Origin of the sequence: Streptomyces sp. NPDC005963 (assembly GCF_040638655.1) — a bacterium.
GTDB lineage: Bacteria > Actinomycetota > Actinomycetes > Streptomycetales > Streptomycetaceae > Streptomyces.
In genome coordinates, this window is sequence record NZ_JBEXVD010000035.1 from 1 (window position 1) to 20,852 (window position 20,852).

Here is a 20,852-nt window from a genome sequence, read left to right on the forward strand (position 1 = left end):
TTTGGCACGCTGTTGAGTTCTCAAGGAACGGACGCTTCCTTCAAATCCCTCTCAGGACTCTCCGGGCTTTTCCCTCCGGTCTTGCGTTTCCAACCCTACCAGACCTTTTTCTCACTCCGTTTCCGGACTTCGAATTCGATCCAGCACCCGATTGGAAGGGCTTTTCGCCTTTCGGCTGAGCCGACTTTATCATTCCATTTCCGACTTGCTGACCAATGCTTTACAGGCATGCAAAGCAACCAGTACAAGTGGATCCAGGATTGACGAGCCGCTGCCGGCCCTCGACGGAACGTCGCAGCGGGCCCAGGCAGGAGACCGACAGTACCGGGCGCAGAGAGGCCGAGGCAAATCGCCACCACGGGGCGACGGCACCTCTGGTCATGTGCTCCACCACCCGGAAGGTTCCGGGCGGAAATAGGACTTCACATGACATACGCTGCTGAACAGTGCGCCGCCGCATACACATAGTGACGGTGTGAGACCGATTCCCCGCCTCTAGGAGGCTCCATGACCACAGTGACGTCCCCGATCGCCGGACGTGCCATCGGCCTCGCGGCGGTGCCGGACCCCGTGTTCTCCGGCGCCATGGTGGGACCGGGTACCGCAGTCGACCCGCTGCGTGAGCCTTCCGTGGCCGTCGCTCCGGTCGACGGGGTCGTCGTCTCCCTCCACCCGCACGCGTATGTCGTCGTGGACAGTGAGGGGCACGGCGTTCTGACCCACCTAGGGATCGACACGGTCCAGCTGAACGGCGAGGGATTCGAACTGCTCGTGAACAAGGGTGACACCGTCAGTCGGGGGCAGGAGATGGTCCGCTGGAACCCGGTGGCCGTCGAAGAGGCGGGAAAGTCCCCGATCTGTCCGATCGTGGCGCTGGAAGCCACCGCCGACGCTCTCTCCGGCGTCGTGGAGAGTGGGGACGTCAACGTGGGGGAAGCACTTTTCGGCTGGCAGTGACGGAGGGCATCAACCAGTGCGACGGCGCGGGCCGTCGCTCGATCGAAGACGGGTGACATGGAGACAACTCTGCGAGGCGTCGGGGTGAGCCACGGCGTGGCGATCGGCGAGGTCCGGCACATGGGTACGGCGGTTCTGGAACCGCCGGCGAAACAGAACCCGGCACAGGACACCGAGCGCGAGCAGGGGCGTGCCCACCAGGCGGTGAAGGCCGTGTCCGCCGATCTCATCGCGCGGGGGAACCTCGCCGGGGGCGAGGCTCAGGCCGTCCTCGAAGCGCAAGCGATGATGGCGCAGGATCCCGAGCTCATGGCGGACGTAGAACGTCGCATCGCCGTGGGCAGTACCGCTGAGCGCGCGGTCTACGACGCGTTCGCCTCGTACCGCGCGCTGCTGGCCGGTGCCGGGGAGTATCTGGCCGGGCGGGTCGCCGACCTGGATGACGTGCGGAACCGCATCGTGGCCCGGCTGCTCGGGGTGCCGATGCCCGGTGTACCGGACAGCGACGAGCCCTTCGTGCTGATCGCCAGGGACCTCGCCCCCGCCGACACGGCGCTGCTCGACCCCACGCTGGTGCTCGGTTTCGTGACCGAGGAGGGCGGACCGACGAGCCACAGCGCGATTCTGGCCAGGGCTCTCGGAGTTCCCGCAGTGGTGGCGCTGCCGGGTGCGGGGGAACTGGCCGAGGGGACGCTCATCGCCGTCGACGGCAGTTCCGGTGAGATCTTCGTTGAGCCGAGCGCCGAGAAGCGCTCCGCTCTTGAGCGGGTCGCGGCCGAGCGGAAAGCGGCCTTGACCGCTTCCAGTGGGCCCGGGACCACCTCGGACGGGCACAAGGTGCCGCTCCTGGCGAACATCGGCGGCCCGGCGGACGTACCGGCGGCGGTTGAGGCCGGCGCCGAGGGCGTCGGCCTGTTCCGCACCGAGTTCCTCTTCCTCGACGACAGTGAGCGCGCTCCCTCGGAGGAGAAGCAGGTCGAGGCGTATCGCCAGGTGCTGACCGCCTTCCCGGAGGGCCGGGTCGTCGTACGGGTGCTGGACGCAGGGGCCGACAAGCCGTTGCAGTTCCTCACGCCGGCAGATGAGCCCAACCCCGCACTGGGCGTACGGGGGCTGCGCAGCCTCCTCGACCATCCGGAGGTGTTGCAGACCCAGCTGACGGCGCTCGCCCGTGCCGCCGAGGGCCTGCCCGTACATCTGGAGGTCATGGCGCCGATGGTGGCGGATCGGATCGATGCACGGGCGTTCGCCGAGGCGTGTCGGGCGGCAGGGTTGCGGGCGAAGTACGGCGCGATGGTCGAGATTCCGTCCGCTGCGCTGAGGGCTCGGTCAATCCTGCGGGAGGTCGAGTTCCTCTCGCTCGGCACCAACGACCTGGCGCAGTACACGTTCGCGGCAGACCGCCAGGTGGGAGCCGTTTCGCGGCTCCAAGACCCGTGGCAGCCGGCGCTGCTCGATCTGGTGGCAATCGCGGCCGAGGCTGCGAAGGCCGAGGGGAAGAGCTGCGGGGTCTGTGGTGAGGCGGCCTCCGACCCACTGCTCGCCTGTGTCCTGACGGGCTTGGGCGTGACGTCGTTGTCGATGAGCGCGACGGCGATTCCCTATGTGAGGGCGGCACTGGCGACGTACACCTTGGCCCAGTGCGAACGGGCGGCGGCTGCGGCCCGTGCCACCGACACGGCCGATGAGGCGCGTACCGCTGCGCAGGCGGTCCTGTCCGGCGAGTAGGCGTTCTGAGACGGAGGGGACCCACAGCTCTTGGGCGGGTCCCCTCTTCGTGTGCCTCAGTGGTGGGTCTGCGGATCATCGTCGGGGATGTCGAACCCGGCGCGGTAGTCGACGCCCGGTTCGGGCGGCACCGGATCACCGGTCTCGATGTCCGTGCAGTAGGCGCTGAAGACCTGTGCCTCGGTGAGGGCGAGGAGCCGGCCGTGGTGGAGTCGCCAGCCGTGGAGGCGGTCGGGTGCGGCCGGGGTCTTGGTGCGCAGGACGAGCCCTCCTGTGGTGTTGAGGGCGATGCCTGCCGCGAGGACGGTCACGAACTCGGCGACGTCGGACGTGTCGGGTTCGGCGGGTGGCGACGGTGTGGTGGTGGGGCCCTCTGCGTGGAGCACCGCGAAGATCTGTCCGCTGGGCGTGCGGACGCTACAGACGAGGTGGTGGCTTCCGGTGCCTGCCGCGTCCAGCAGGCGGGCCAGGGTTCGGGACGCTCTGTCGAAGGCGGCTCGACCGATGTGCCGGCCGCAGTCGGAGCACTCCCCCGCTTCGGCGAGGAGGCTCGACGCGTAGTACCGGGTGGCCCGGCGTACGGATCGGTCGATCAGTTCGGGCAACAGGCTGGTGAGGGGCTCGCCGCCGTAGGTCAGGGTGCCGAAGCGCTCGGCGGCGTGTGCCGTGTAGCGGCTGCGGCTGAGGGGGGTGTCGGGATCCAGACCCTGTTCGGAACAGAAGGCGGCGAAGTCCTCCGGGTCGAAGAGGACGATGCCCGTGTGTCGTTCGTCGGTCGTTTGGGAGCGCAGGAGGGCCTGGAGGTGGCGGAGGTATTCCGGGTGGTCGTCGAAGACGAAGGTGGGATAGCGGCGCATGGCCCGGAAGTCGACGTCGTCGGCGATGACCCCGATCGTGGTGACGGCCTCCTGCCGCAGGGCCCGTCGTGGCGAGGGCCGGTTCCCCGGTCGGTTCGTGGCCCGAGGTCCACCGCGGGGGCCGCGCGTCTTGCGGCCCGGCCGTGGCGTGTGCCTGCTCAAGTTGTCGTCGTGTGCCATGTCTCCCCCTGCGGTCCGTCACTTCTCCATGACTCACCGTAGAGGGCCGCACTGACATCGCCGCCCGAGGCCGGTGCTCAGCCCTGTCTGGTGCGCCCGAGTTCGGCGTAGAAGGTGAGCAGTTCGGGATCGTCGACGGAGCCGGGGTTCACCGCCTTGGTGAGGGGCGTGCCTTGGAGCAGTCGCTTGACGGGGACTTCGAGGCGTTTGCCGGTGAGGGTGTGCGGTACTGCGGGGATCGGGATGATCTCGTCGGGCACGTGGCGGGGTGAGAGTTGTTCGCGGATGGTCCGCTTGATCCGGTCCCGCAGGGAGTCGTCGAGCGTCGCTCCGTCGGCGAGTTGGACGAACAGCGGCATCCAGTAGCCGCCGTTGGCTTCTTCCAGGCCGATGACGAGGGACTCCCTGATTTCAGGAAGGCGTTCGACGGCTTCGTAGATGTCGGCTGAGCCCATGCGTACGCCCTGCCGGTTCAGGGTCGAGTCGGAGCGGCCGTGGATGACGACGGAACCGCGCTCGGTGATGGTGATCCAGTCTCCGTGTCGCCAGACGCCGGGGAACATCTCGAAGTAGCTGTCGTGGTAGCGGCTGCCGTCGGGATCGTTCCAGAACCGGATGGGCATCGACGGCATGGGGCGGGTGACGACGAGTTCCCCGACCTCGTCGATCAGGGGGCTGCCGTGCGGGTCCCAGGACTGGAGGTCCGTGCCGAGGCAGGCGGCCTGGATCTCCCCCACGTACACGGGAAGGGTGGGTACCGCACCGGCGAAGCAACTGCAGACATCGGTTCCGCCGCTGACGGAGGCGATCCAGATGTCGTGCGCGAACTCGTCCCTGATCCAGAGGAAGCCGTCGGGGGGCAACGGTGAGCCGGTCGTCGCGATGCAGCTGATGCGGGAGAGGTCGTGGTCGCGGGCGGGGTGGACGTCGGCCTTGCGGCAGGCCATGACGTACGCGGCGGAGGTTCCGAAGAAGGTGGCTCCGGTGCGTTCCGCGATGCCCCATTGGGCGCCGATCTCCGGGTGGCCGGGGCTGCCGTCGTAGAGAACGACGGTGGTGCCCGTCAGCAGGCCGGAGACGAGGAAGTTCCACATCATCCAGCCGGTGGAGGTGTACCAGAAGAACCGGTCCTCCGGGCCGAGGTCGCAGTGCAGCGCGAGTTGTTTGAGGTGTTCGAGCAGGATGCCGCCCTGGGACTGGACGATGGCCTTGGGCAGACCGGTGGTGCCGGAGGAGTAGAGGACCCACAGCGGGTGGTCGAGGGGCAGTGGTTCGAAGTGCGGTTCCACCGTCGCCGCTGTGACGTCGCTCCAGGTGAGCGTGCCTTCGGGGGCCGGGGTGCCCAGCAGGGGGACGTGGATGACCGCGCGCAGGGTGGGCAGTTCACGGCGGAGTTCGGCGACGGTGTCGGTGCGTCGGTGTTCCTTCCCGCCGTAGCGGTAGCCGTCGACGGCGAAGAGGACGACGGGTTCCACCTGCTGGAAACGGTCGAGGACGCTGCGGGCGCCGAAGTCGGGGGCGCAGGAGGTCCAGACCCCGCCGACGGCCGCGGAGGCGAGGAGGGCGACGACGGCCTCGGGGATGTTGGGCAGATAGCCGCTGATGCGGTCCCCGGGCCGTACGCCGAGTGCGCGCAGTTCGGCGGCGAGGGCGCCCACCTGGCGGCGGAGTTCGGACCAGCTGACGGCGGTCTGCTCTGGGGTCTCGTCCACGCAGATCAGTGCCGGCTCGTCGGGGCGTTCGGCGGCGGCGCGCAGGGCGTGTTCGGCGTAGTTGAGGGTACCGCCGGGGAACCAGGTGGCGCCGGGCATGGCGGCGTCGGCGAGGACCGTTTCGTACGGAGTGGAGAAGCGGACGCCGGACCATTCGGCGAGGGCGCGCCAGAAGGTCTCCAGTTCCTGGACGGACCACCGGTGCAGTGCGGGGTATCCGCCGTCGGCCGGGGCTCCGTGGTGTTCGGCGGCCCATGCCTGGAAGCGGGTGATCCGTGCGGTGGCGATCCGTTGGGGGTCCGGTTGCCACAGGGGCTCGGGGTGCGCGGTCGCGGTCATGGGGGGTGCTCTCCCGGGTGGCTGTGCACGGTGTGTCGTTCGGCGTCGGTCGTGATCGGGTGCACGCCGGCTGCGCGTGACCCGGTTGACAGGACGATGCCATGTGATCGTCTTCGGCACCAGGCCACCCTCCGTCGGGCGCGGGAGGGTGTCGCGGAGGGCCCTCTCTCCGCTGCTGGCAGGCGGACCGGAGCATCGCCGGGGGCTCGCCCGGAGCGGGTGAACGGACGCTGAACATCCCCACGCATATGCCGCACCGGTGGCAGGGTGAGGCCCATGAAGGGTCGTGGACTGCTGCGCGCAGGTGTGGGTTTCGCAAGGCCCGGAGGATGGCGTGCGCTGGTGTCGGGGTGGCGCCACCGTCGGTTGGACGCCCGGGAGGTTCCGGGTCGGGGTGCGGAGCGCGCCAGGGTGCCGGGGGTCGTGGTGGACGCGGAGCCGCGGCCGGGCGGCGGGGACATCAGGTTCGCACGGTCCGAGTTGCGTATCCGGGTGGTGGCGGGCGGTGCGGTGTTCTGGGGGTGGGACGGGGCCGGTCCCGAGCCGTCGTACGCACTGGCCGGTGGCGTACCGGAACCGGATCCGCGGGCCACGCTCGAACCGGACAAGGACGGGGGCTGGCGCGTGGTGTCCGAGCGGCTGACGGTTCAGGTCTCGCGGGAGGGCGCGGTCGAGGTGCGCACGCCCGGTGGGGTGGTGTTGCGCAGGGATCTGCCGCCTCGTTGGTGGGAGCGGGCGGACGGCGGGGCGGCCCGGTGGGCGGTGCGCTCCGAGGTGCCCGCGGACGCGCGGTTCTTCGGTTTGGGCGGTCGCGCATCGGGGCCGCGGCTGCGGGCGGGGACGTACCGGCTGTGGAACACCGATCCGGGCCGACCGTTCACACCGGGCGACGATCCGCTGTACATCACCATGCCGGTGCAGTTGGTGGTGGCGGACGCGGGGACGCACCTGGCGTTCTACGACGACTCTTGGGACGGGCGGGTGGTGCTCCGCGAGGGGGTGGAGGGTGCTGGTTCGGGTCATGACAGCCCGGCCACGAGCGAGGTGCACATGGACGGGGGTCCGCTGCGCTGTTGGGTGGTGGTGGGGACACCGGCACGGGTGTTGTCACGGTGGACCCGGCTGACGGGGGCTCCCGCCGCGCCGCCCTCCTGGGCCCTGGGGCCGCAGCACGCCCGGTGGGGTTTCGGCAGTGAGCGCGAGGTCAGACGGGTGGTGGCCGGCTATCGGGAACGTGGCCTCCCGCTATCGGCACTGCACCTGGACATCGATCACTACGACGGGCACCGCGTCTTCACCGTCGATCCGCGCCGGTTTCCCGACCTTCCGGCGCTGGCCGAGGATCTGGCCGACGACGGGGTCAGACTGGTCTCGATCGTCGATCCCGCGGTGAAGGCGGAGGCGGGGGACATCGTGTACGACAGTGGGCTCGCGGCCGGCGCCTTCGTGCGGGACGGTCGCGGGCGCGAGGTGCGGGGGGTTACCTGGCCCGGTGCGTGCGTCTATCCGGACTTCACCGATCCGCAGGTGCGGAGTTGGTGGGGGCAGTGGTACGAGGAGCGGTTGGAGCAGGGGTTCGCAGGGATGTGGCACGACCTGAACGAGCCGGTGTCGTTCTCGGTGTTCGGTGCGAACACCCTTCCCCGCTCGGCCCGGCACGCGCTGGAGGGTCGCGGTGGGGACCATCGCGAGGCGCACAACGTGTACGGGCTGGCGATGGCGCGGGCGGGGTACGAGAGCCTGCGCAGGCTGCGTCCCCATGAGCGCCCGTTCCTGTTCTCGCGTTCGGGATGGGTGGGGATGCAGAGGTACGGCGGCACCTGGTCGGGCGATGTGGCCGGTGGTTGGCCGGGGTTGCGGGCCTCGCTGGCGCTGGTGTTGGGGCTGGGGTTGTGCGGTGTGCCCTACTCGGGGCCGGACGTGGGTGGTTTCGACGGCACTCCGACACCCGAGTTGTATCTGCGGTGGTTCCAGTTGGGTGCGTACCTCCCGTTGTTCCGTACCCATGCGGCGATCGGCGCGGGGCGGCGGGAGCCGTGGGAGTTCGGGCCGGCCGTTCTGGAACACGCCAGGGCAGCGCTGCTGGAACGAGAGCGGCTGCGCCCCTACTTCGTCACCCTGGCTCAGTTGGCGCGGTTGACGGGGGCACCCTATGTCCGTCCACTGTGGTGGGGGTTTCCCCAGGACCGGGTACTCCGGGACTGCGAAGACGCGTTCCTCCTCGGCGATGCGCTGTTGGTGGCGCCGATCCTGGAGCCGGGTGCGAGGAGTCGTACGGTACGGCTGCCCCGGGGCCGTTGGTACGACACGGGAACGGGTCGTGGCTACGAGGGCCCGGGGCAGGTGGTGGTCGATGCGCCGCTGTCCCGGATTCCGGTGCTGGCCCGGGCGGGATCGGTGCTGGCGGTCAGGGCAGCGGACGGGGGGACGGAGTTGGAAGTGTGGGCCCCTGCCCCCGGACGGAAGGGGAGTGGTGTGGTGGTGTCGGGGAGCGGTGACGGTTGGGGACGTGCGGAGGTAGAGCGGTACACGACCCGACTCGTCGACGGTGAGGTACGGGTGAAACTGATCCGGGGCGATGGCGCGGGGCCGCCGAAGCGGCCGGTGCGGGTGCGCGGGCTGGACGCCGTGCCGTAGGCGGAGCGCCGCGTCGTTCTCACTCGTAGCGGCCCATGAACCATCTGCGGACGGCGGTGGTGTGGAGTGGGAAGGCCAACTCGGTCGGTGTGCGCAGGAGGTGGCGGTCCGACGTCTCCGGGGTGGGGACCATCGGTGGCAGTTGTTCCATCCGCAGGCCGGGGAGCACTCCGAACAGCAACAGGTGTCCGGCGGGTGCGCTCATCGCGTCGGCGAGCCGGACGTCCGTGGCCGCCGCCTCGATGCCGGTCTCCTCGTGGAGTTCACGGACGACCGCCTCCTGCCAGGTTTCGCCGTGGTCGATGAAACCACCGGGGAGGGCGACCAGCCCCCGGCGGGGTTCGATGGCGCGGGTGATGACGACCAGTCCCGTGCCGTCCTCGTCGCGCACGGGCTGGATGGCGACGGCAACCGGGAGGGGATTGCGGTACGCGGTGGTCCCACAGGCGGTGCAGGTGCGGGGCCAGTCGGTGCGGGGGCCGTAGGGGGCTCCGCAATGGCCGCAGAAGGAGTCGTTGGGCACGGGCGGACTGTAACCGATGACCTGGTGTGCCGGGGTGGGAACGGGATGTGTGGTCTGTCCTGTTGCGAGCTCGTGTGGTCGTTCTCGGCCTGTTCGCCGAGCGGCCGGGGATGGCCGAGAAACACCTCAGGACTGCGGATCGTCGAGCCGTGGGGATCCGTCACCGCTCATTCGACGCGCGGTTCGGTCGCAGCAGGGGCGCAGGAGTGGTGTGTTGTGATCCGATGTGCCGGGGTGCCGGGCGATCCGTCTGCTGCTCACGGGGCTCGCTGGTGTGGAGCGGCGACCGGCCCCGGATCCGGACCGCGCAGCTGCGGCACCGACCGGGGACGACCGCCCGCCTCACGTCGTCGTGGCGTGCGGGCGCTGCCCTTCCACCCGTGCCATGGCGTGTTCCACCACGGAGACCAGCACCATCTTGGCCGACTCCCGCTCACGGGCGTCGCACTGGAGCAACGGAACCTCCGAGTCCAGGTCGAGTGCCGCGCGGACGCTCTCCGCGGGGAACCGATCCGCCCCCTCGAAGCAGTTCACCGCGACGGTGAACGGAATGCCGCGCCGCTCGAAGTAGTCGACCGCGGCGAAGGAGTCCTCCAACCGGCGGGTGTCCGCCAGCACCACGGCACCGAGCGCGCCCTGCGCCAGTTCGTCCCAGAGGAACCAGAAGCGGTCCTGCCCCGGTGTGCCGAAGAGGTAGAGCACCAGGTCCTCGCGGAGGGTGATCCGCCCGAAGTCCATGGCGACGGTCGTCGTGGTCTTGTTCTCGACCCCGGTCGTGTTGTCGACCGGGCGGCCGACTTCGCTGAGGGTCTCTTCCGTACGCAGGGGCTTGATCTCGCTGACCGCCCCCACCAACGTCGTCTTGCCAACACCGAAACCGCCCGCGACCAGGATCTTGAGGGTCACGGGTTCGACGGGCCGTCGGCTGCTAGAGCGCCCGAAGACCATCAATCACCTCGCGGAGAATACTCACATCCGGCAGCTCGGCCGGCGGAACGGGACGGGATACATGGACCAGCTCGTCCTCGACGAGATCGCCGACCAGGACCCGGACCACCCCGACGGGGAGATCCAGACCGGCCGCGAGTTCGGCGATCGACTGCGGCGCTTCGCCACAGCGCTCGACGATTTCGACGTGCTCTGGTGAGAGTGACTGGTCCCGGCCGGGATGGTCGGCCGCCGGCTCCGTGACGACCAGGGCGATCAGGTCCATCCGGTGCTGGTTCACACTGCTCGTACGACCGCGCGTCATGGCGTACGGGCGAACGACCGGGCCGGCATCGGCATCGAAGAAGTGGTGCGGGTGCTGGGCGTGATGAGTCGATTCACTCATGCCAGGACCTTCACCCGCTGGGGGCGTGACCGGTCCGCGGCGCGGTGGCGAGGTGGACTCCGACCCGCTTGACCATCAACGTCATCTCGTACGCGACCTGTCCCACGTCGGAATCCGCGTCGGCGAGGACGGCGAGGCAGCTGCCGTCACCCGCTGCGGTGACGAAGAGGAACGCCTCGTCGAGTTCGACGACGGTCTGGCGGACCTGACCGGCGTCGAAGTGCCGTCCGACGCCCTTGGCGAGGCTGTGGAATCCGGAGGCGACGGCCGCGAGGTGCTCGCTGTCCTCCCTGGTGAGTTCGCGGGAGGTGCCGGTCGCCAGTCCGTCGCTGGAGAGCACGAGGGCCTTGTGGATGCTGCCGACGCGGTCCACCAACTCGTCGAGCAGCCAGTTCAGTTCACCCGAGCCTCTGCTTGCCGGGCGGGCGCCTGCGGTGTTCGCTGCGGTATGCGGTGCGGTCATGGACCGTCCCCCTCTGATGTCGTTCGTGGTGCTGTCTGACCGGAGCCGGTGGTCGGTGCGGCGTCAGCCCCATATGCGTTTCGGAGGCGGCCCCGCTGCCACCCTCGCTGCATGGAGGCCATCCTGTTGCGCACTTCGTCCGCGTCGCGTTCGACTTCCCGACCCCTCTCACCGGCTCCCCCGGCTTCCCTCGCCGCGTTCCGCTCGGCGGCGGCGCTCTCCCGGAGTTGGGGGGCGAGGCTCGCCTGACGGACCCGCCGGGGCAGACCGTCGATCCGTGCGGGTGACGTCCCTTCGGCGCCTCGTGGGGATGCCTCGGAACGGTACGCGCGCTGGGGTTGCTCGGCGCGCACGGGCTCGGTGGTCGGGTGGTTCCGGCCTTGGTCATCCACTCTACGTCCGTGATCGCTGACGAGGGTGGGTGGTTGACGACGAGGTAGCGGCACGGTGCCCGACGTCCGTTCCGGTGTCGGGTCGTTCGCCTGTTGGTGCTGTTCGCCCGGGGTCGGCTTCCACGCCCCCCGTGCGAGCGGTCGGAGCAGGGCGTTCTCGCCACGGTCGGGGACGCCGGGGAAGCCTCCGAAGGGGTCGTCGGACGGAGTGGCTTCGAGCTGACCGCGTCCGGCGCCGAGCGGGCCGGCGCCGAGTGCGCCCAGCCCGTCGGACTGATGGTCCAGTTCCACGGGTTCGCCGAAGAACATCGAATCGTCCTGCCCCGGGGCTGTCAATGCGGACAGAGCGGTACGCCTGTTCTCTCCGCCGCGACGCGCCGCCTGGCTGTCGCTCTTGCGGTCGAGCCGGAATCCGGCGCCTCGGGTCTCCGGGGCGTCGGTGAGCAGGGCCGCGGGGATAAAGACGATCGCCGTCGTGCCCCCGTACGGTGACGGCTGGAGCGAGACCCTGACGTTCTGGCGCTGGGCGAGCCGGCTGACCACGAACAGACCGAGGCGGTCCGTGTCGGACAGTTCGAACTCGGGTGTCTCCGCGAGGCGGAGGTTGGCGTCGAGCAGGAGGTCGGACGCCATGCCGAGGCCGCGGTCGTGGATCTCCAGCGTGAAGCCGTTGGCGACCCGCTCGCCATGCACCTGGACGGCCGTGTGCGGTGGCGAGAACACCGTGGCGTTCTCCAGCAGCTCGGCTATCAGATGGGTGAGGTCGGCGACGGCAGGGCCACCGACGCCGATGCGCGGAAGCCTGCGCACCTCGATGCGCTCGTAGTCCTCTACCTCGGCGACCGCAGCCCGTACGACGTCCATCAGCTGGATCGGCTTGCGCCACTGCCGGGACGGGGCGGCGCCCGAGAGGATCACCAGACCCTCGGCGTGACGACGCATGCGGGTGGTGAGGTGGTCGAGACGGAAGAGGTCGGCGAGTTCGTCGGTGTCCTCGGTGCGGCGCTCCATCGCGTCGAGGAGGGTGAGCTGTCGGTGCAGGAGCACCTGGTTGCGACGGGCGAGGTTGACGAACACCTCCGAGACACCCCGTCGCATTTCGGCCTGGCGGACCGCTGCTTCGACGGCGGCGCGCTGGAGGGTGTTGAGGGCCTGACCGGCCTGGCCGATCTCGTCCTTCTCGTACTCCAGCCGGGGCGCTTCGGTCTCCACGTCCACCGGTTCGCCGGCCGCGAGTCGCCGCATCACGCTGGGCAGCCGCACGCCGGAAACCTCGTGGGCCTCCTTGCGCAGCCGGGTGAGGTCACGGATGAGATCACGGCCGATGCGTACGGAGACGATGATCGACACGAGCAGGGCGAGGAAGCCCAACACGCCGGCGAGGCCGGCCAGGATGAACACGTCGTACGCGGCGGGACCGACCCGGTCCTGGTAGCGCTCGTTGGACGCCTTGGCCGATTCCCTCAGTTCGTCCAGGACGGGGTTGGCGGCGGCCTGCCACTCCTTGGCCTCGGCTTCGCTCGCCTCCCTGATCGACCCCTCCTCGATGAGGCGTTCTTCGGCGTCGCGCAGCGGCTGGGTCTGGGGGCTGCGCCAGAGCCGGAGGTAGACCTCCCGCTCCTTGGCGGGCATCGCCTCCAGGTTGAGCTCGTAGTAGAGCTTGCGGTTGGCGACGAAGTCGGAGAGCTGGCGGACCTCCTTGTCGCTGACCTTCCCGGCTGTCAGCGCGGACGCGATCAGGGCGTCTTCGCGGGAGAGCAGTTCCATGGCCCGCGCAAGGCCCACCAGACCGCGGCCCTGACGTTCCATCTCCTCGTCGTGGAGGGTCTGGAGGGTGGTGAGGAAGCTGAACCCGGGGTCGACGATGCGGTTGTAGAACTCCAGCGCTTCGCCGCGTGACACCGCGGCCGACTCGACGGAGCGGCGCAGGGCGATGAGTCCGTCGAGTCCTTCCTTGAAGGAGGTCAATCGGCGCGCGGTGTCCGAGCGCAGATCTTCGCGGACCTCGGGCTTGGCGGCGTTCCTGGTGATCCGGGCGACGGCCCGGTCGGTGGCCACCCGCGCTTCGCGCAGTGCGGGCAGCGCTCCGGCAGCCCGGCGGTCGGCGAGGTAGACCAGGGTCGCCCGCCGTTCTACTTGGATGTCGTGAAGCGCATCGGCAACCGGTTCGCCGACCTCCTCGGCCACCGAACTGGCCTTGAGGAGGTGGTTGGCCTCCTGACCGGTCAGCACCGTGGCGAATCCCCACAGGGCGGTCAGGGAGATAAGCGGCACCAGCATCAACGCCACGATCTTCCGGCGGATGGACTTCCCGCGAAAGCGCATGGCCTCCCCCTGCTCAACCTCGCCCGTTCTGGGCGGAGTTCCGTCAACAAACGGCGTGAGCCTACTACTGCCGCAGGGACAACTCGAAGACTCGTCCGGACGGTTTTCAGCCTACGGCGGGCGTGTTGATCACAGGTTGTCCCGGTATTCAAGGAGTTGGTATTCGCGGCGTGTCAGACAACGACCAGGGCACATCACCTTCGAGACAGGGCGAGATGGCTGGAATTATTCGGTCTGGGCGACTGCTGGGGAATCATCCGGGCTCGTCGTTCGTCTGACATACGGGGGGATCTTGGAGGCCAGAGGGCTGTCCGGGCCGTGGACTCCGAAGCCCCCTTCGAACTTCGGCTCACTTCGGGCGGGTTGGGGCACCGCCCCTCCTCTCGGGACCGTCTCACTCCGTTTGGTTGCGGAGGTGTGGGGGCAGACGCGCAGCAGGAGTAAAGACGAGTAAAGGCATGGAATTCGGGCAGCCACCCTGAGGCCGGGCAGACATGGGGGGCGTGGGGAGTGAGTACGACCATGGATACGGATGAGCGTCCTGCCGGGACGTGGGCGACGGGCCCTACTCCGATTCCGCGACAGCTCTGGGTAGAGGAGCCGTCGACACGGAGACGGATGGCCGATCCGGTGAGAACGGCCGCGGTCAGGGCGGTGCTGATCGTCTCGCTGACCCTGATCCAGGCGATGATCGCGTTCCTGTCCACCCTGGCGGGGTCGTGGCTGGCCTTTCCGATGGTGATCAGCAGCGTGGCCAGCACGGTGGTCGCGACCTGGGGGGTGCTCGACGTGTGGGTGACCCGGCAGGTGTGGAACCAGCGCAACGGCGTGGTGTCGGAGCCCAGCAGCAGTGCCCGGCAGCTGCGGCGCGAGCGTCGCAGGGCAAGGCGAGTGGCCAAGGCCGACGCTCGTCGAAGCGCGCGCATACGGCGCCGGGGGCCGGGACGGCTTTCACGGGCCTGACCGCGCCTGGCCTGGGCGTGCCTGGCCTGGGTGTATGTGCCCAGGCGGCGAGCGTTCTCAGACCCGCCGACAGGGCTTGAGTGACGCGTCCTGGGCAGGGGCGGATCGCCCTGCGGGTCCGCTGCCCGGTCCGTGGTGACCGGGCAGCGCGACCAGGCAGTTCAACGGGCGAGTTCCTCGCCGGCAACGACGTCGAGCGGGCTATCCCGATGTGGTCGAGTCGGCGCCGGATCGCTCCGCCGCTTGGTCGGCGCTCGTCGTGCTTCGGCGGAACATCCGGGTGGCGGTGATCTCGCCGTGGACCGCCTCCCTCGCAGGGTCCTGCTGGGGCAGGCCGGGGCGCAGATGCTCCTCCACACTGATGTACTTCAGACCCGCCCGGAGATCGGCGTCGTTCCGCAGCCGGATTACCAGCGGGAACTCGGCCAGCGCCGTGGTGTCGAAGAGCCCGGTCGTGTAGAGCAGTTGGACGCCCAGGGCATCCGAAACGGCTCGCTGGAGCTCCAGCAGATAGGTGGCGTTGGCCCGTCCGATGGGGTTGTCGAGGAAGAGCGTGCCCGCATGACGATGGCGGTCCCGACCGCGGTCGTTGCTGCGCAGGGCGGCCATCGTGCAGTACAGCGCGATCGCAGCGGTGAGCAACTGACCGCCGGAGAAGACATCTCCCATCTGACCGACGGGAACGCGCTCGGCACGGAGTACCGCATCGGGCTTGAGGATCTCGACCGCGATGCCCTTCGGCTCCAGGGCCGCCTGGACTCCGCGCAGCAGGAGGGACATGCCGTCCCTGCGGCCCTCGCCGTAGGCAGCCGTGGAGTTCTTCCGTACCGCCCCGCGGGTGGCCTCGTCGATGACCTCACCCAGGCGTTCGGCCAGCGTCGCCTGGTCGGGCTCTTCGAAGCGGATGCGGAGGAACTCCTGCCCCGACCACTCCCCCAGCCCTTCCGGGAGCCTGGACAGGCGTTGCGCGGAGCGAAGGGTGGCCAGCGCGGACTCCACCAGACCGCGCAGTCGGTCGACGATGGTGTCGCGGTTGCGCTCCAGCTGCTGGAGTTCGTCGGTGAGGACACGGAGCCTGGGCGCGAATGCCTCCGCCCACTTGGCCGCGTGTTCGGGCAGGGCTGCGGCCGGCAGCTCACGGATCTGCTGTCGGGCCGGGGTGCGAACCTGCTCATAGCGGGTGGAGTTGGCGTGCCGCACCAGTACATCACTGGCTTCTCGCACCGCCGCTTCGGCCGTGGAGAGATCTGCGGCGCAGCCCCGAAGGGAGCGTCGGGCCTCGGCAGCCGAGTGACGGGCCTCGGCGAGGCTGCCCGGATAGGGTTCCGGAACCTCTGTCGTCGCCTCGTCGTCGCGCTGGTCCCGCAGGAGGTCGCGCAACAGTGCTGCGGTTTCGTCGAAGCCGCCCGCGGCGTCCTCGGTGGACTGATGGGCCCGGAGCAGCCCGGAGTGGGTGTCCTTGGCCGTGGCCAAGGCGTCCGTGCGCAAGGCCAGTTCGGTGGTGGCGCTGCGCAGCAACGTCTGGGCGTGTTCCACGTCGGACGGCGCCAGATGCTCGGGGAGCTCCGTGTGGAACTCTCCGTCGGCCGGGGCCAGCCGCTCGGCCTCGCCGCGGAGCCGCCCCAGTTTCTCGCTGGCCTCCGACGCCCGCGTCTCCAACATCTGCACCAGTGACTCCGCTCGGGAGGCTGCTGCCTGACGGGAGGGTCCGTCCGCGCCGTCGGTTGCCTCCAGGAGTTGGGCGGCTCGGGTGCGGACCTTGTTGGTCAGTCGGTCCAGCTCCGCGAGTGCGGCACTCTCGTCGCTCTCGGCGCGGGCCTGTTCGGCACGGAGGTCGGCGCCGACTCCCACCTTCTCGTACAGCTGTGAGGCGGTGCGGTACGCCTCGCGCAGGTCGGGCAACGCCGCCCGGGGGACCTCCGGATCGGGCTGGGGGAGGTTCTCGGGCGCTCCGGCGATCTCGGCGCGCTCGGCGCGCAGCGCTCGGGCCGTTCGGCGGGCGTCGTCGCCCGCCCGCTGGGCTCCTCGGCGGTCCTCGTCCGCTGCTTTCGCCCGCTCCAGGCAGACCGCGCCCCGGGCTTCGGACTCGGCTGCCTCGTCGGCCAGTTCACGCAGTTTGACCTGCCAGCCCGCGCGCTCCCTGAGGCGGAAGGCGAGTCCGGCGAGGGCGTCTGCCACCCGGCGGGCGCGTTGGGCTGCTTCCTGGCGCTCCTCGCGCACCCGGGCCGCGTCCGCGGCGGCCTCCTCGCTCTCCGTCCGTACCGTGCGGGCTTCGGTCAGTTCCGCCCGGGCGGCCTCGGCGGCTTGGCGAGCGGCCCGGCTCCGGTCCGCGAGTTCGGCGAGCATCCCGGGTGGGCAGTCGGCCCGCCAGGAGGCGAGGCGTGCCGCGATGGATCGGTCGCCCGCAAGTCGGGCGGCGAGGGTTCTGATCTCCTCGTCGCGTGCCGTCGCCCGAGCCCGAAGGGCGTGCCGTTCCTCGTCCGCGGCGTGTTCGTCGTGCATGGCCGGGTTCGGGGGAACGAGGAACACGCTGTCCGAGCCCGAGCCCGAGTCGTCGTGGGCACCGGGTGGGGGTACGGGGGCGAGAAGGGCGGCGGCGGTACCGACGGCCACGGTCGAGCGGGGCAGCAGCGCCGCACCGCTGAGGACTTCACGGGCCCGCTGGTGTGATGCGGGGTCGGTGATGACGACGCCGTCGACCAGTTCGGGGCGGGCGGCGAGGACGGCGGCGTGGTCGCTGGGGTCGACCGCTTGGGCGAGATAGCGCCAGCCGGGCAGGGCGGGGATGCCGTGCTCTCCCAGGTACTCGACCGTGGCCAGCACATCCGGGCCGGGCGGCAGCAGACCGCCGTCGCCGAGTGCGGCGAGGATGCGGGTGTCGTCGGCTGCTGCGGTGCGCAGGTCGAAGAGCTGCCGCTCGGCGGAGGATACGTGCTGGTCGAGGAGGTCGCGCAGGTCTTCCGCGTAGCGATCGAGCTCCTCCGCGGAGAGTGGGCCTTCGGTCGGACGCCGCGCAGGCCGGGCGGCGTCTTCGGCACGGTGCTGCGGGGGCGCGGGGCGGGAGCCACCGGGAGGCGTGGAGGGTTGGAGTCCACGGGGTGCGGCCGGTTCGGACTCGACTTGCAGTTCCTCGGCAGGGCAGGCTTCGCCGTCGGCATCGCCGACCGACGCGGTCGGCTCGTCCGTGGGGGGTTCCGGTTCGCTGTCGTGCCGTGCGGGCGCGGCAGGAGTCGTCCCCGGATCGGGGGCCTCGGCGGTGTTGACGCCGTCGCCGCGGTCCGGCTCCGAGGCGGTCGGGCCGTGGGGCAACGCCCCTTCGGGCTCCGTTGCGTCGTCGACCCGTGCATGGACGGCGCCCGGTTTGCGGCCCTCTGCCGCAATGCTGCCCCTGCGCGGTGAGGGGACGGGTGGGGCGGCGGCCGACGGAGGAAGGCCGAGCAGGGCGGCCAGTCGGCCGTCCTCGGCGATGGACGTTGCGGCCCGGTACTCCGCTTGGTAGGCGTTCTCCGCGGCACGGGCGGCGTCGGCGGCGCGGGCCGCGGCCAACTCGGCACGAGCCTCATCGGCTGCTGCTTCCCGCGCTCGATCGGCCGTCGTCCGGCCGGTCTCGCGTGCGACATCCCACGCTGCGACCGCGGACTTCTCCGCGTCGCTCGCGGCGAGGGCCGCCCGTGCCGGATCGGCGTCGGGTGCCGTGTCGTCGAGCCATCCGGCCCGTACCGCTTCCGTCGTCTCCTGTTCGACCTCGGTCAGGCGCTGGCGCAGATGACCGATCTCGCTGCGGGCCCGCTGGGTTTCGGTGGCGGCGGCGGTCGCGTCCCGGTGCGCCGCCTCTCCCAGTTCCTGGAGGCCGCTGGCGCGCTCCTCCTGTTCGGCGGCGACCTGTTCGCCGGCCTCCGCCGCGGAGTGCAGGGCCCGTACGAGGTCGGCCGCGGCCCTGGCCCGTGCCGCGAGGGCAGGGGCCGCATCGCGCTCGGCCTCCTGGATGGCTGCGGCGACCCTTGCTGCGCGATCCGCTGCGGCACGGTGACGCAGAACGGACTCGGCGGCCTGCCAGGCGGCGGACAGGGTCCGGGCGTCACTGAGTTCGCGGCGCTGCGCAGCGGCACCCTTCTCGGCAACCGTCAGGGCCAGGGACGCATGGCGGTAGGCCAGTTCCGCTGCGATGAGTGCGCTTCGGCCGCGCTCCCGTTCGGCGTCGGTGACGGTGTGCGCGGCTGCGGTGACCTGATCGGCGAGGTCGGCCGTGCGGGAGCGCTCCTCACCGGCACGAGCCGACAGCCGCCGCGCGAGGGTACGGGTGCGTCGCTCGGAGCCCGTGTGGATGTCGCGGGCCCGGCCCCGCGCCTCGGCGGCGGTCACGATCCGGCCGAGGAGATCGACGGACCCCGCAGTGAAGTCCCGTTCGGCGGTGAGCTCGGCACGGCGGCCGAGCTTGTTGCCGAAGCCGCTGACGAGGTCGGCGAGCCCGTCGGTGTCCCGGGTGTCGGTGACGGCGCGCAGCAGGAGATCGGTGAAGTCGGAGTCCTTCTTCACGGCGAAGAGACCGGCCGCCTCGCCCTCGTCCGCATTCATCTCACGCTGGTAGCGGAAGAGTTCCGGGTCGAGACCGAGGTCTCCGAGGTGTTCGTTCCAGCGGTCGTGGATCTCCTCCCAGGAGACCTCCAGGTGGGGATACGCCTTGCCTGCCTCGGTGATGGCGTCGCGGAAGCCCTTCATCGTGCGGCGGCGGCCACGGGCGGCGGACGCCCCCTCTGACGGGGGACGCATCGCCGTTGACTCGGCGACCGGAAGCGAATCGAGGCTCAGCCCGGGACCGGGGCGGAAGGAGTACCACGCTTCGGCGAACTTGCGCGGGTCGTTGGAGACCTGGCGGCCCCGCCACTCGCTGACCTTGCCCACGACGATCAGTTCCCCGGTCAGCGTGTGCTGCCACTCCAGGGCGACGTGACCGCAGTCGTCAGCGAGCAGGAACTTGCGCAGCACGCCGGAACTGGCGCCGCCGAGGGTGTTGCGGTGCCCTGGCAGCATCACCGAGAAGATCAGTTTGAGGAGGACGGACTTGCCTCCGCCGTTCTCCAGGAAGAGGACACCGGCCGGGGCCGGGCGCCGGGGCGGGCCGACGGGCTCCTCCTCGAAGAACTCCGCCTGGGTGGGCGCGGGGTGGGGCACCGGCGCGCCCACTCCTCGCAGGTCCAGCACGGTGTCGGCGTAGCGCGCACCGGCGGGCCCGATGGAGTAGAGGCGAACGCGGGACAGCTCGTACATGGCGGCGGACTCTCGTGGTTGGCAGGCCGGGTGGGGGGACGGTGCGGCGGACGGTGCGGGGCGGTCAGCTGTGGAACGGGAGGCCGGCGTCGGCCACCAGCTCAAGATCGTCGGCGTCCGACGGGGGGAGCAGGGTGGCGCTGCCGTCGCTGACGGGGACCACGCCGAGCTCCAGCAGTTCGGCCATGGCGGCGCTGCCCGCCATGTCACGCACCTGGAGTTGATAGCGGGCGGTGGTGCGGTAGGTGCCTCCGGCGTCATCCCCGGTGCGCTGGAGGAAGCCGGACTCCGTGAGGAAGGCCACTGCCTTGCCGATGATCCCGGTGGTCGAGCCGGCGAGTCTGCGCGCGTCCTTGGTGGCTCCGGTGGCACTGCGGCGGGTGTAGATGCGCCAGGCGGATTCCAGCCCCGGGGCGTCGGTGACGGGGTCGGTGTTCTCGCCGTGCTCCTCCGCGCGCTCTTCGAGACGGCGGCACGCCTGACGTACGAAGGCTTCCACTCCGTACACGCTGATGCGTCCGATGTATCCGTCGTCGGCGAGGTCTTCGGGCCGGGGGAACGCCAGGGCCGCGACCGCGAGATGGGCCAGGCCGTGGAGGAAACGGTCTGCGGACTCCGCGGATGCGCGTCGGGCGTACTCGCCCATGCGGACGGCGAAGACGGAGTCCTCTGCTGCGGCCAGGGCCATGCCGGCCCGGGAGGAGACTTCGAGCACGATCAGTCCGAGGCCGGTGGCCACCGCGTCGGCGAGCCGGGCGAAGGCGGGGTCTTCCCGGTAGCGCCTCAGCAGTTCGGCGTACTCAGCGTCGCGGGCGGGCACCAGTTTGGGCTGGAGCCCGCAGGAGACGAGCCGGGCGGCGTCGGCCGCGTCGGCGGGAGTGATCCTCGCCGGGCCGTCGTGCGCGGTGTGAGCGGTGTTCGAGGGGGCGTCACCGCTGTCCGGGGCACGCCAGGGATCGCGCTCGGCGTGGTGGTCGGTCACTGCGGGGGCTCCTCGTGGCGGAGAGATGGGTGGGGCGGGCGGGGCTGCTGACGGGATCTCGGCGGTCGACATCTGCGGCGGGCCTTCGAGGCCGGGCACTGCGCCGCGTCGGCGGTGACGGTCATGGGTGTCGGCAACGCCTGCGGTACGGGCGGACGCAGGGGGTGGCGCCTGGCGCTGACAGCTTCCGAGT

Annotated in this window: 14 protein-coding genes; 5 read left to right on the plus strand and 9 right to left on the minus strand. The window is 70.4% G+C overall.

Annotated elements, in window-relative coordinates:
- From ABZ348_RS31280 to ptsP, 3 genes are all read left to right on the plus strand, one after another.
- On the plus strand, positions 1 to 264 hold a 264-nt coding region (locus ABZ348_RS31280; protein ID WP_358938799.1), incomplete at its 5' end, for a hypothetical protein.
- 243 nt (positions 265 to 507) lie between these two features.
- A complete protein-coding gene (locus ABZ348_RS31285; protein ID WP_358938801.1) occupies positions 508 to 957 on the plus strand; it encodes a PTS glucose transporter subunit IIA in 450 nt (149 codons plus the stop codon).
- 57 nt (positions 958 to 1,014) lie between these two features.
- Positions 1,015 to 2,685 (plus strand): phosphoenolpyruvate--protein phosphotransferase, encoded by a 1,671-nt coding sequence (gene ptsP / locus ABZ348_RS31290; protein WP_358938803.1) that lies wholly within the window; start codon positions 1,015 to 1,017, stop codon positions 2,683 to 2,685.
- A 56-nt stretch (positions 2,686 to 2,741) separates the two neighbouring features.
- Here the strand turns inward: ptsP and ABZ348_RS31295 are convergent, their stop codons facing one another.
- Together ABZ348_RS31295 and ABZ348_RS31300 are read right to left on the minus strand one after the other, a co-directional pair.
- Positions 2,742 to 3,722 carry a hypothetical protein gene (locus ABZ348_RS31295; protein WP_358938804.1) on the minus strand — a complete coding sequence of 327 codons (981 nt, stop codon included), beginning with the start codon at positions 3,720 to 3,722 and terminating at the stop codon, positions 2,742 to 2,744.
- A 77-nt stretch (positions 3,723 to 3,799) separates the two neighbouring features.
- Complete coding sequence (locus ABZ348_RS31300; protein ID WP_358938806.1) at positions 3,800 to 5,773, minus strand: acetoacetate--CoA ligase; 1,974 nt, start codon at positions 5,771 to 5,773, stop codon at positions 3,800 to 3,802.
- Positions 5,774 to 6,049: 276 nt separating this feature from the next.
- Between ABZ348_RS31300 and ABZ348_RS31305 the strand changes: the two genes are divergently transcribed.
- A complete protein-coding gene (locus tag ABZ348_RS31305) occupies positions 6,050 to 8,410 on the plus strand; it encodes a glycoside hydrolase family 31 protein (protein ID WP_358938808.1) in 2,361 nt (786 codons plus the stop codon).
- A 19-nt stretch (positions 8,411 to 8,429) separates the two neighbouring features.
- On the opposite strand, the gene ABZ348_RS31310 is transcribed toward ABZ348_RS31305, so the two are convergent.
- From ABZ348_RS31310 to ABZ348_RS31330, 5 genes are all read right to left on the minus strand, one after another.
- Positions 8,430 to 8,933 carry an NUDIX domain-containing protein gene (locus ABZ348_RS31310; protein ID WP_358938810.1) on the minus strand — a complete coding sequence of 168 codons (504 nt, stop codon included), beginning with the start codon at positions 8,931 to 8,933 and terminating at the stop codon, positions 8,430 to 8,432.
- 342 nt (positions 8,934 to 9,275) lie between these two features.
- Positions 9,276 to 9,881, minus strand: coding sequence for an ATP/GTP-binding protein (locus tag ABZ348_RS31315; protein ID WP_358938812.1), 606 nt, complete (start codon positions 9,879 to 9,881; stop codon positions 9,276 to 9,278).
- Positions 9,862 to 10,266: a DUF742 domain-containing protein gene (locus ABZ348_RS31320; protein WP_358938814.1), complete on the minus strand. Its 405-nt coding sequence runs from the start codon at positions 10,264 to 10,266 to the stop codon at positions 9,862 to 9,864. Before ABZ348_RS31320 ends, ABZ348_RS31315 begins: the two co-directional genes overlap by 20 nt.
- 10 nt (positions 10,267 to 10,276) lie before the next feature.
- Positions 10,277 to 10,729 (minus strand): roadblock/LC7 domain-containing protein, encoded by a 453-nt coding sequence (locus ABZ348_RS31325; RefSeq protein ID WP_358938816.1) that lies wholly within the window; start codon positions 10,727 to 10,729, stop codon positions 10,277 to 10,279.
- Positions 10,726 to 13,446 carry a nitrate- and nitrite sensing domain-containing protein gene (locus ABZ348_RS31330; protein ID WP_358938818.1) on the minus strand — a complete coding sequence of 907 codons (2,721 nt, stop codon included), beginning with the start codon at positions 13,444 to 13,446 and terminating at the stop codon, positions 10,726 to 10,728. The genes ABZ348_RS31325 and ABZ348_RS31330 overlap by 4 nt, the downstream gene beginning before the upstream one ends.
- Before the next feature lie 522 nt (positions 13,447 to 13,968).
- Here ABZ348_RS31330 and ABZ348_RS31335 point away from each other — a divergent pair.
- Positions 13,969 to 14,409: a hypothetical protein gene (locus ABZ348_RS31335; protein ID WP_358938820.1), complete on the plus strand. Its 441-nt coding sequence runs from the start codon at positions 13,969 to 13,971 to the stop codon at positions 14,407 to 14,409.
- A gap of 201 nt (positions 14,410 to 14,610) precedes the next feature.
- On the opposite strand, the gene ABZ348_RS31340 is transcribed toward ABZ348_RS31335, so the two are convergent.
- Complete coding sequence (locus tag ABZ348_RS31340; protein ID WP_358938822.1) at positions 14,611 to 19,677, minus strand: hypothetical protein; 5,067 nt, start codon at positions 19,675 to 19,677, stop codon at positions 14,611 to 14,613.
- A 64-nt stretch (positions 19,678 to 19,741) separates the two neighbouring features.
- Positions 19,742 to 20,659 (minus strand): hypothetical protein, encoded by a 918-nt coding sequence (locus ABZ348_RS31345; RefSeq protein WP_358938824.1) that lies wholly within the window; start codon positions 20,657 to 20,659, stop codon positions 19,742 to 19,744.
- Between the last annotated feature and the right edge of the window lie 193 nt (positions 20,660 to 20,852).

Bases quoted from the DNA above. Each gene is read 5' to 3' on its own strand.
- ptsP (WP_358938803.1), top strand. From the start codon at position 1,015: ATGGAGACAACTCTGCGAGGCGTCGGGGTGAGCCACGGCGTGGCGATC.
- ABZ348_RS31330 (WP_358938818.1), bottom strand. From the start codon at position 13,446: ATGCGCTTTCGCGGGAAGTCCATCCGCCGGAAGATCGTGGCGTTGATG.
- ABZ348_RS31285 (WP_358938801.1), top strand. From the start codon at position 508: ATGACCACAGTGACGTCCCCGATCGCCGGACGTGCCATCGGCCTCGCG.
- ABZ348_RS31325 (WP_358938816.1), bottom strand. From the start codon at position 10,729: ATGACCGCACCGCATACCGCAGCGAACACCGCAGGCGCCCGCCCGGCA.
- ABZ348_RS31305 (WP_358938808.1), top strand. From the start codon at position 6,050: ATGAAGGGTCGTGGACTGCTGCGCGCAGGTGTGGGTTTCGCAAGGCCC.
- ABZ348_RS31315 (WP_358938812.1), bottom strand. From the start codon at position 9,881: ATGGTCTTCGGGCGCTCTAGCAGCCGACGGCCCGTCGAACCCGTGACC.
- ABZ348_RS31340 (WP_358938822.1), bottom strand. From the start codon at position 19,677: ATGTACGAGCTGTCCCGCGTTCGCCTCTACTCCATCGGGCCCGCCGGT.
- ABZ348_RS31335 (WP_358938820.1), top strand. From the start codon at position 13,969: ATGGATACGGATGAGCGTCCTGCCGGGACGTGGGCGACGGGCCCTACT.
- ABZ348_RS31295 (WP_358938804.1), bottom strand. From the start codon at position 3,722: ATGGCACACGACGACAACTTGAGCAGGCACACGCCACGGCCGGGCCGC.
- ABZ348_RS31300 (WP_358938806.1), bottom strand. From the start codon at position 5,773: ATGACCGCGACCGCGCACCCCGAGCCCCTGTGGCAACCGGACCCCCAA.
- ABZ348_RS31320 (WP_358938814.1), bottom strand. From the start codon at position 10,266: ATGAGTGAATCGACTCATCACGCCCAGCACCCGCACCACTTCTTCGAT.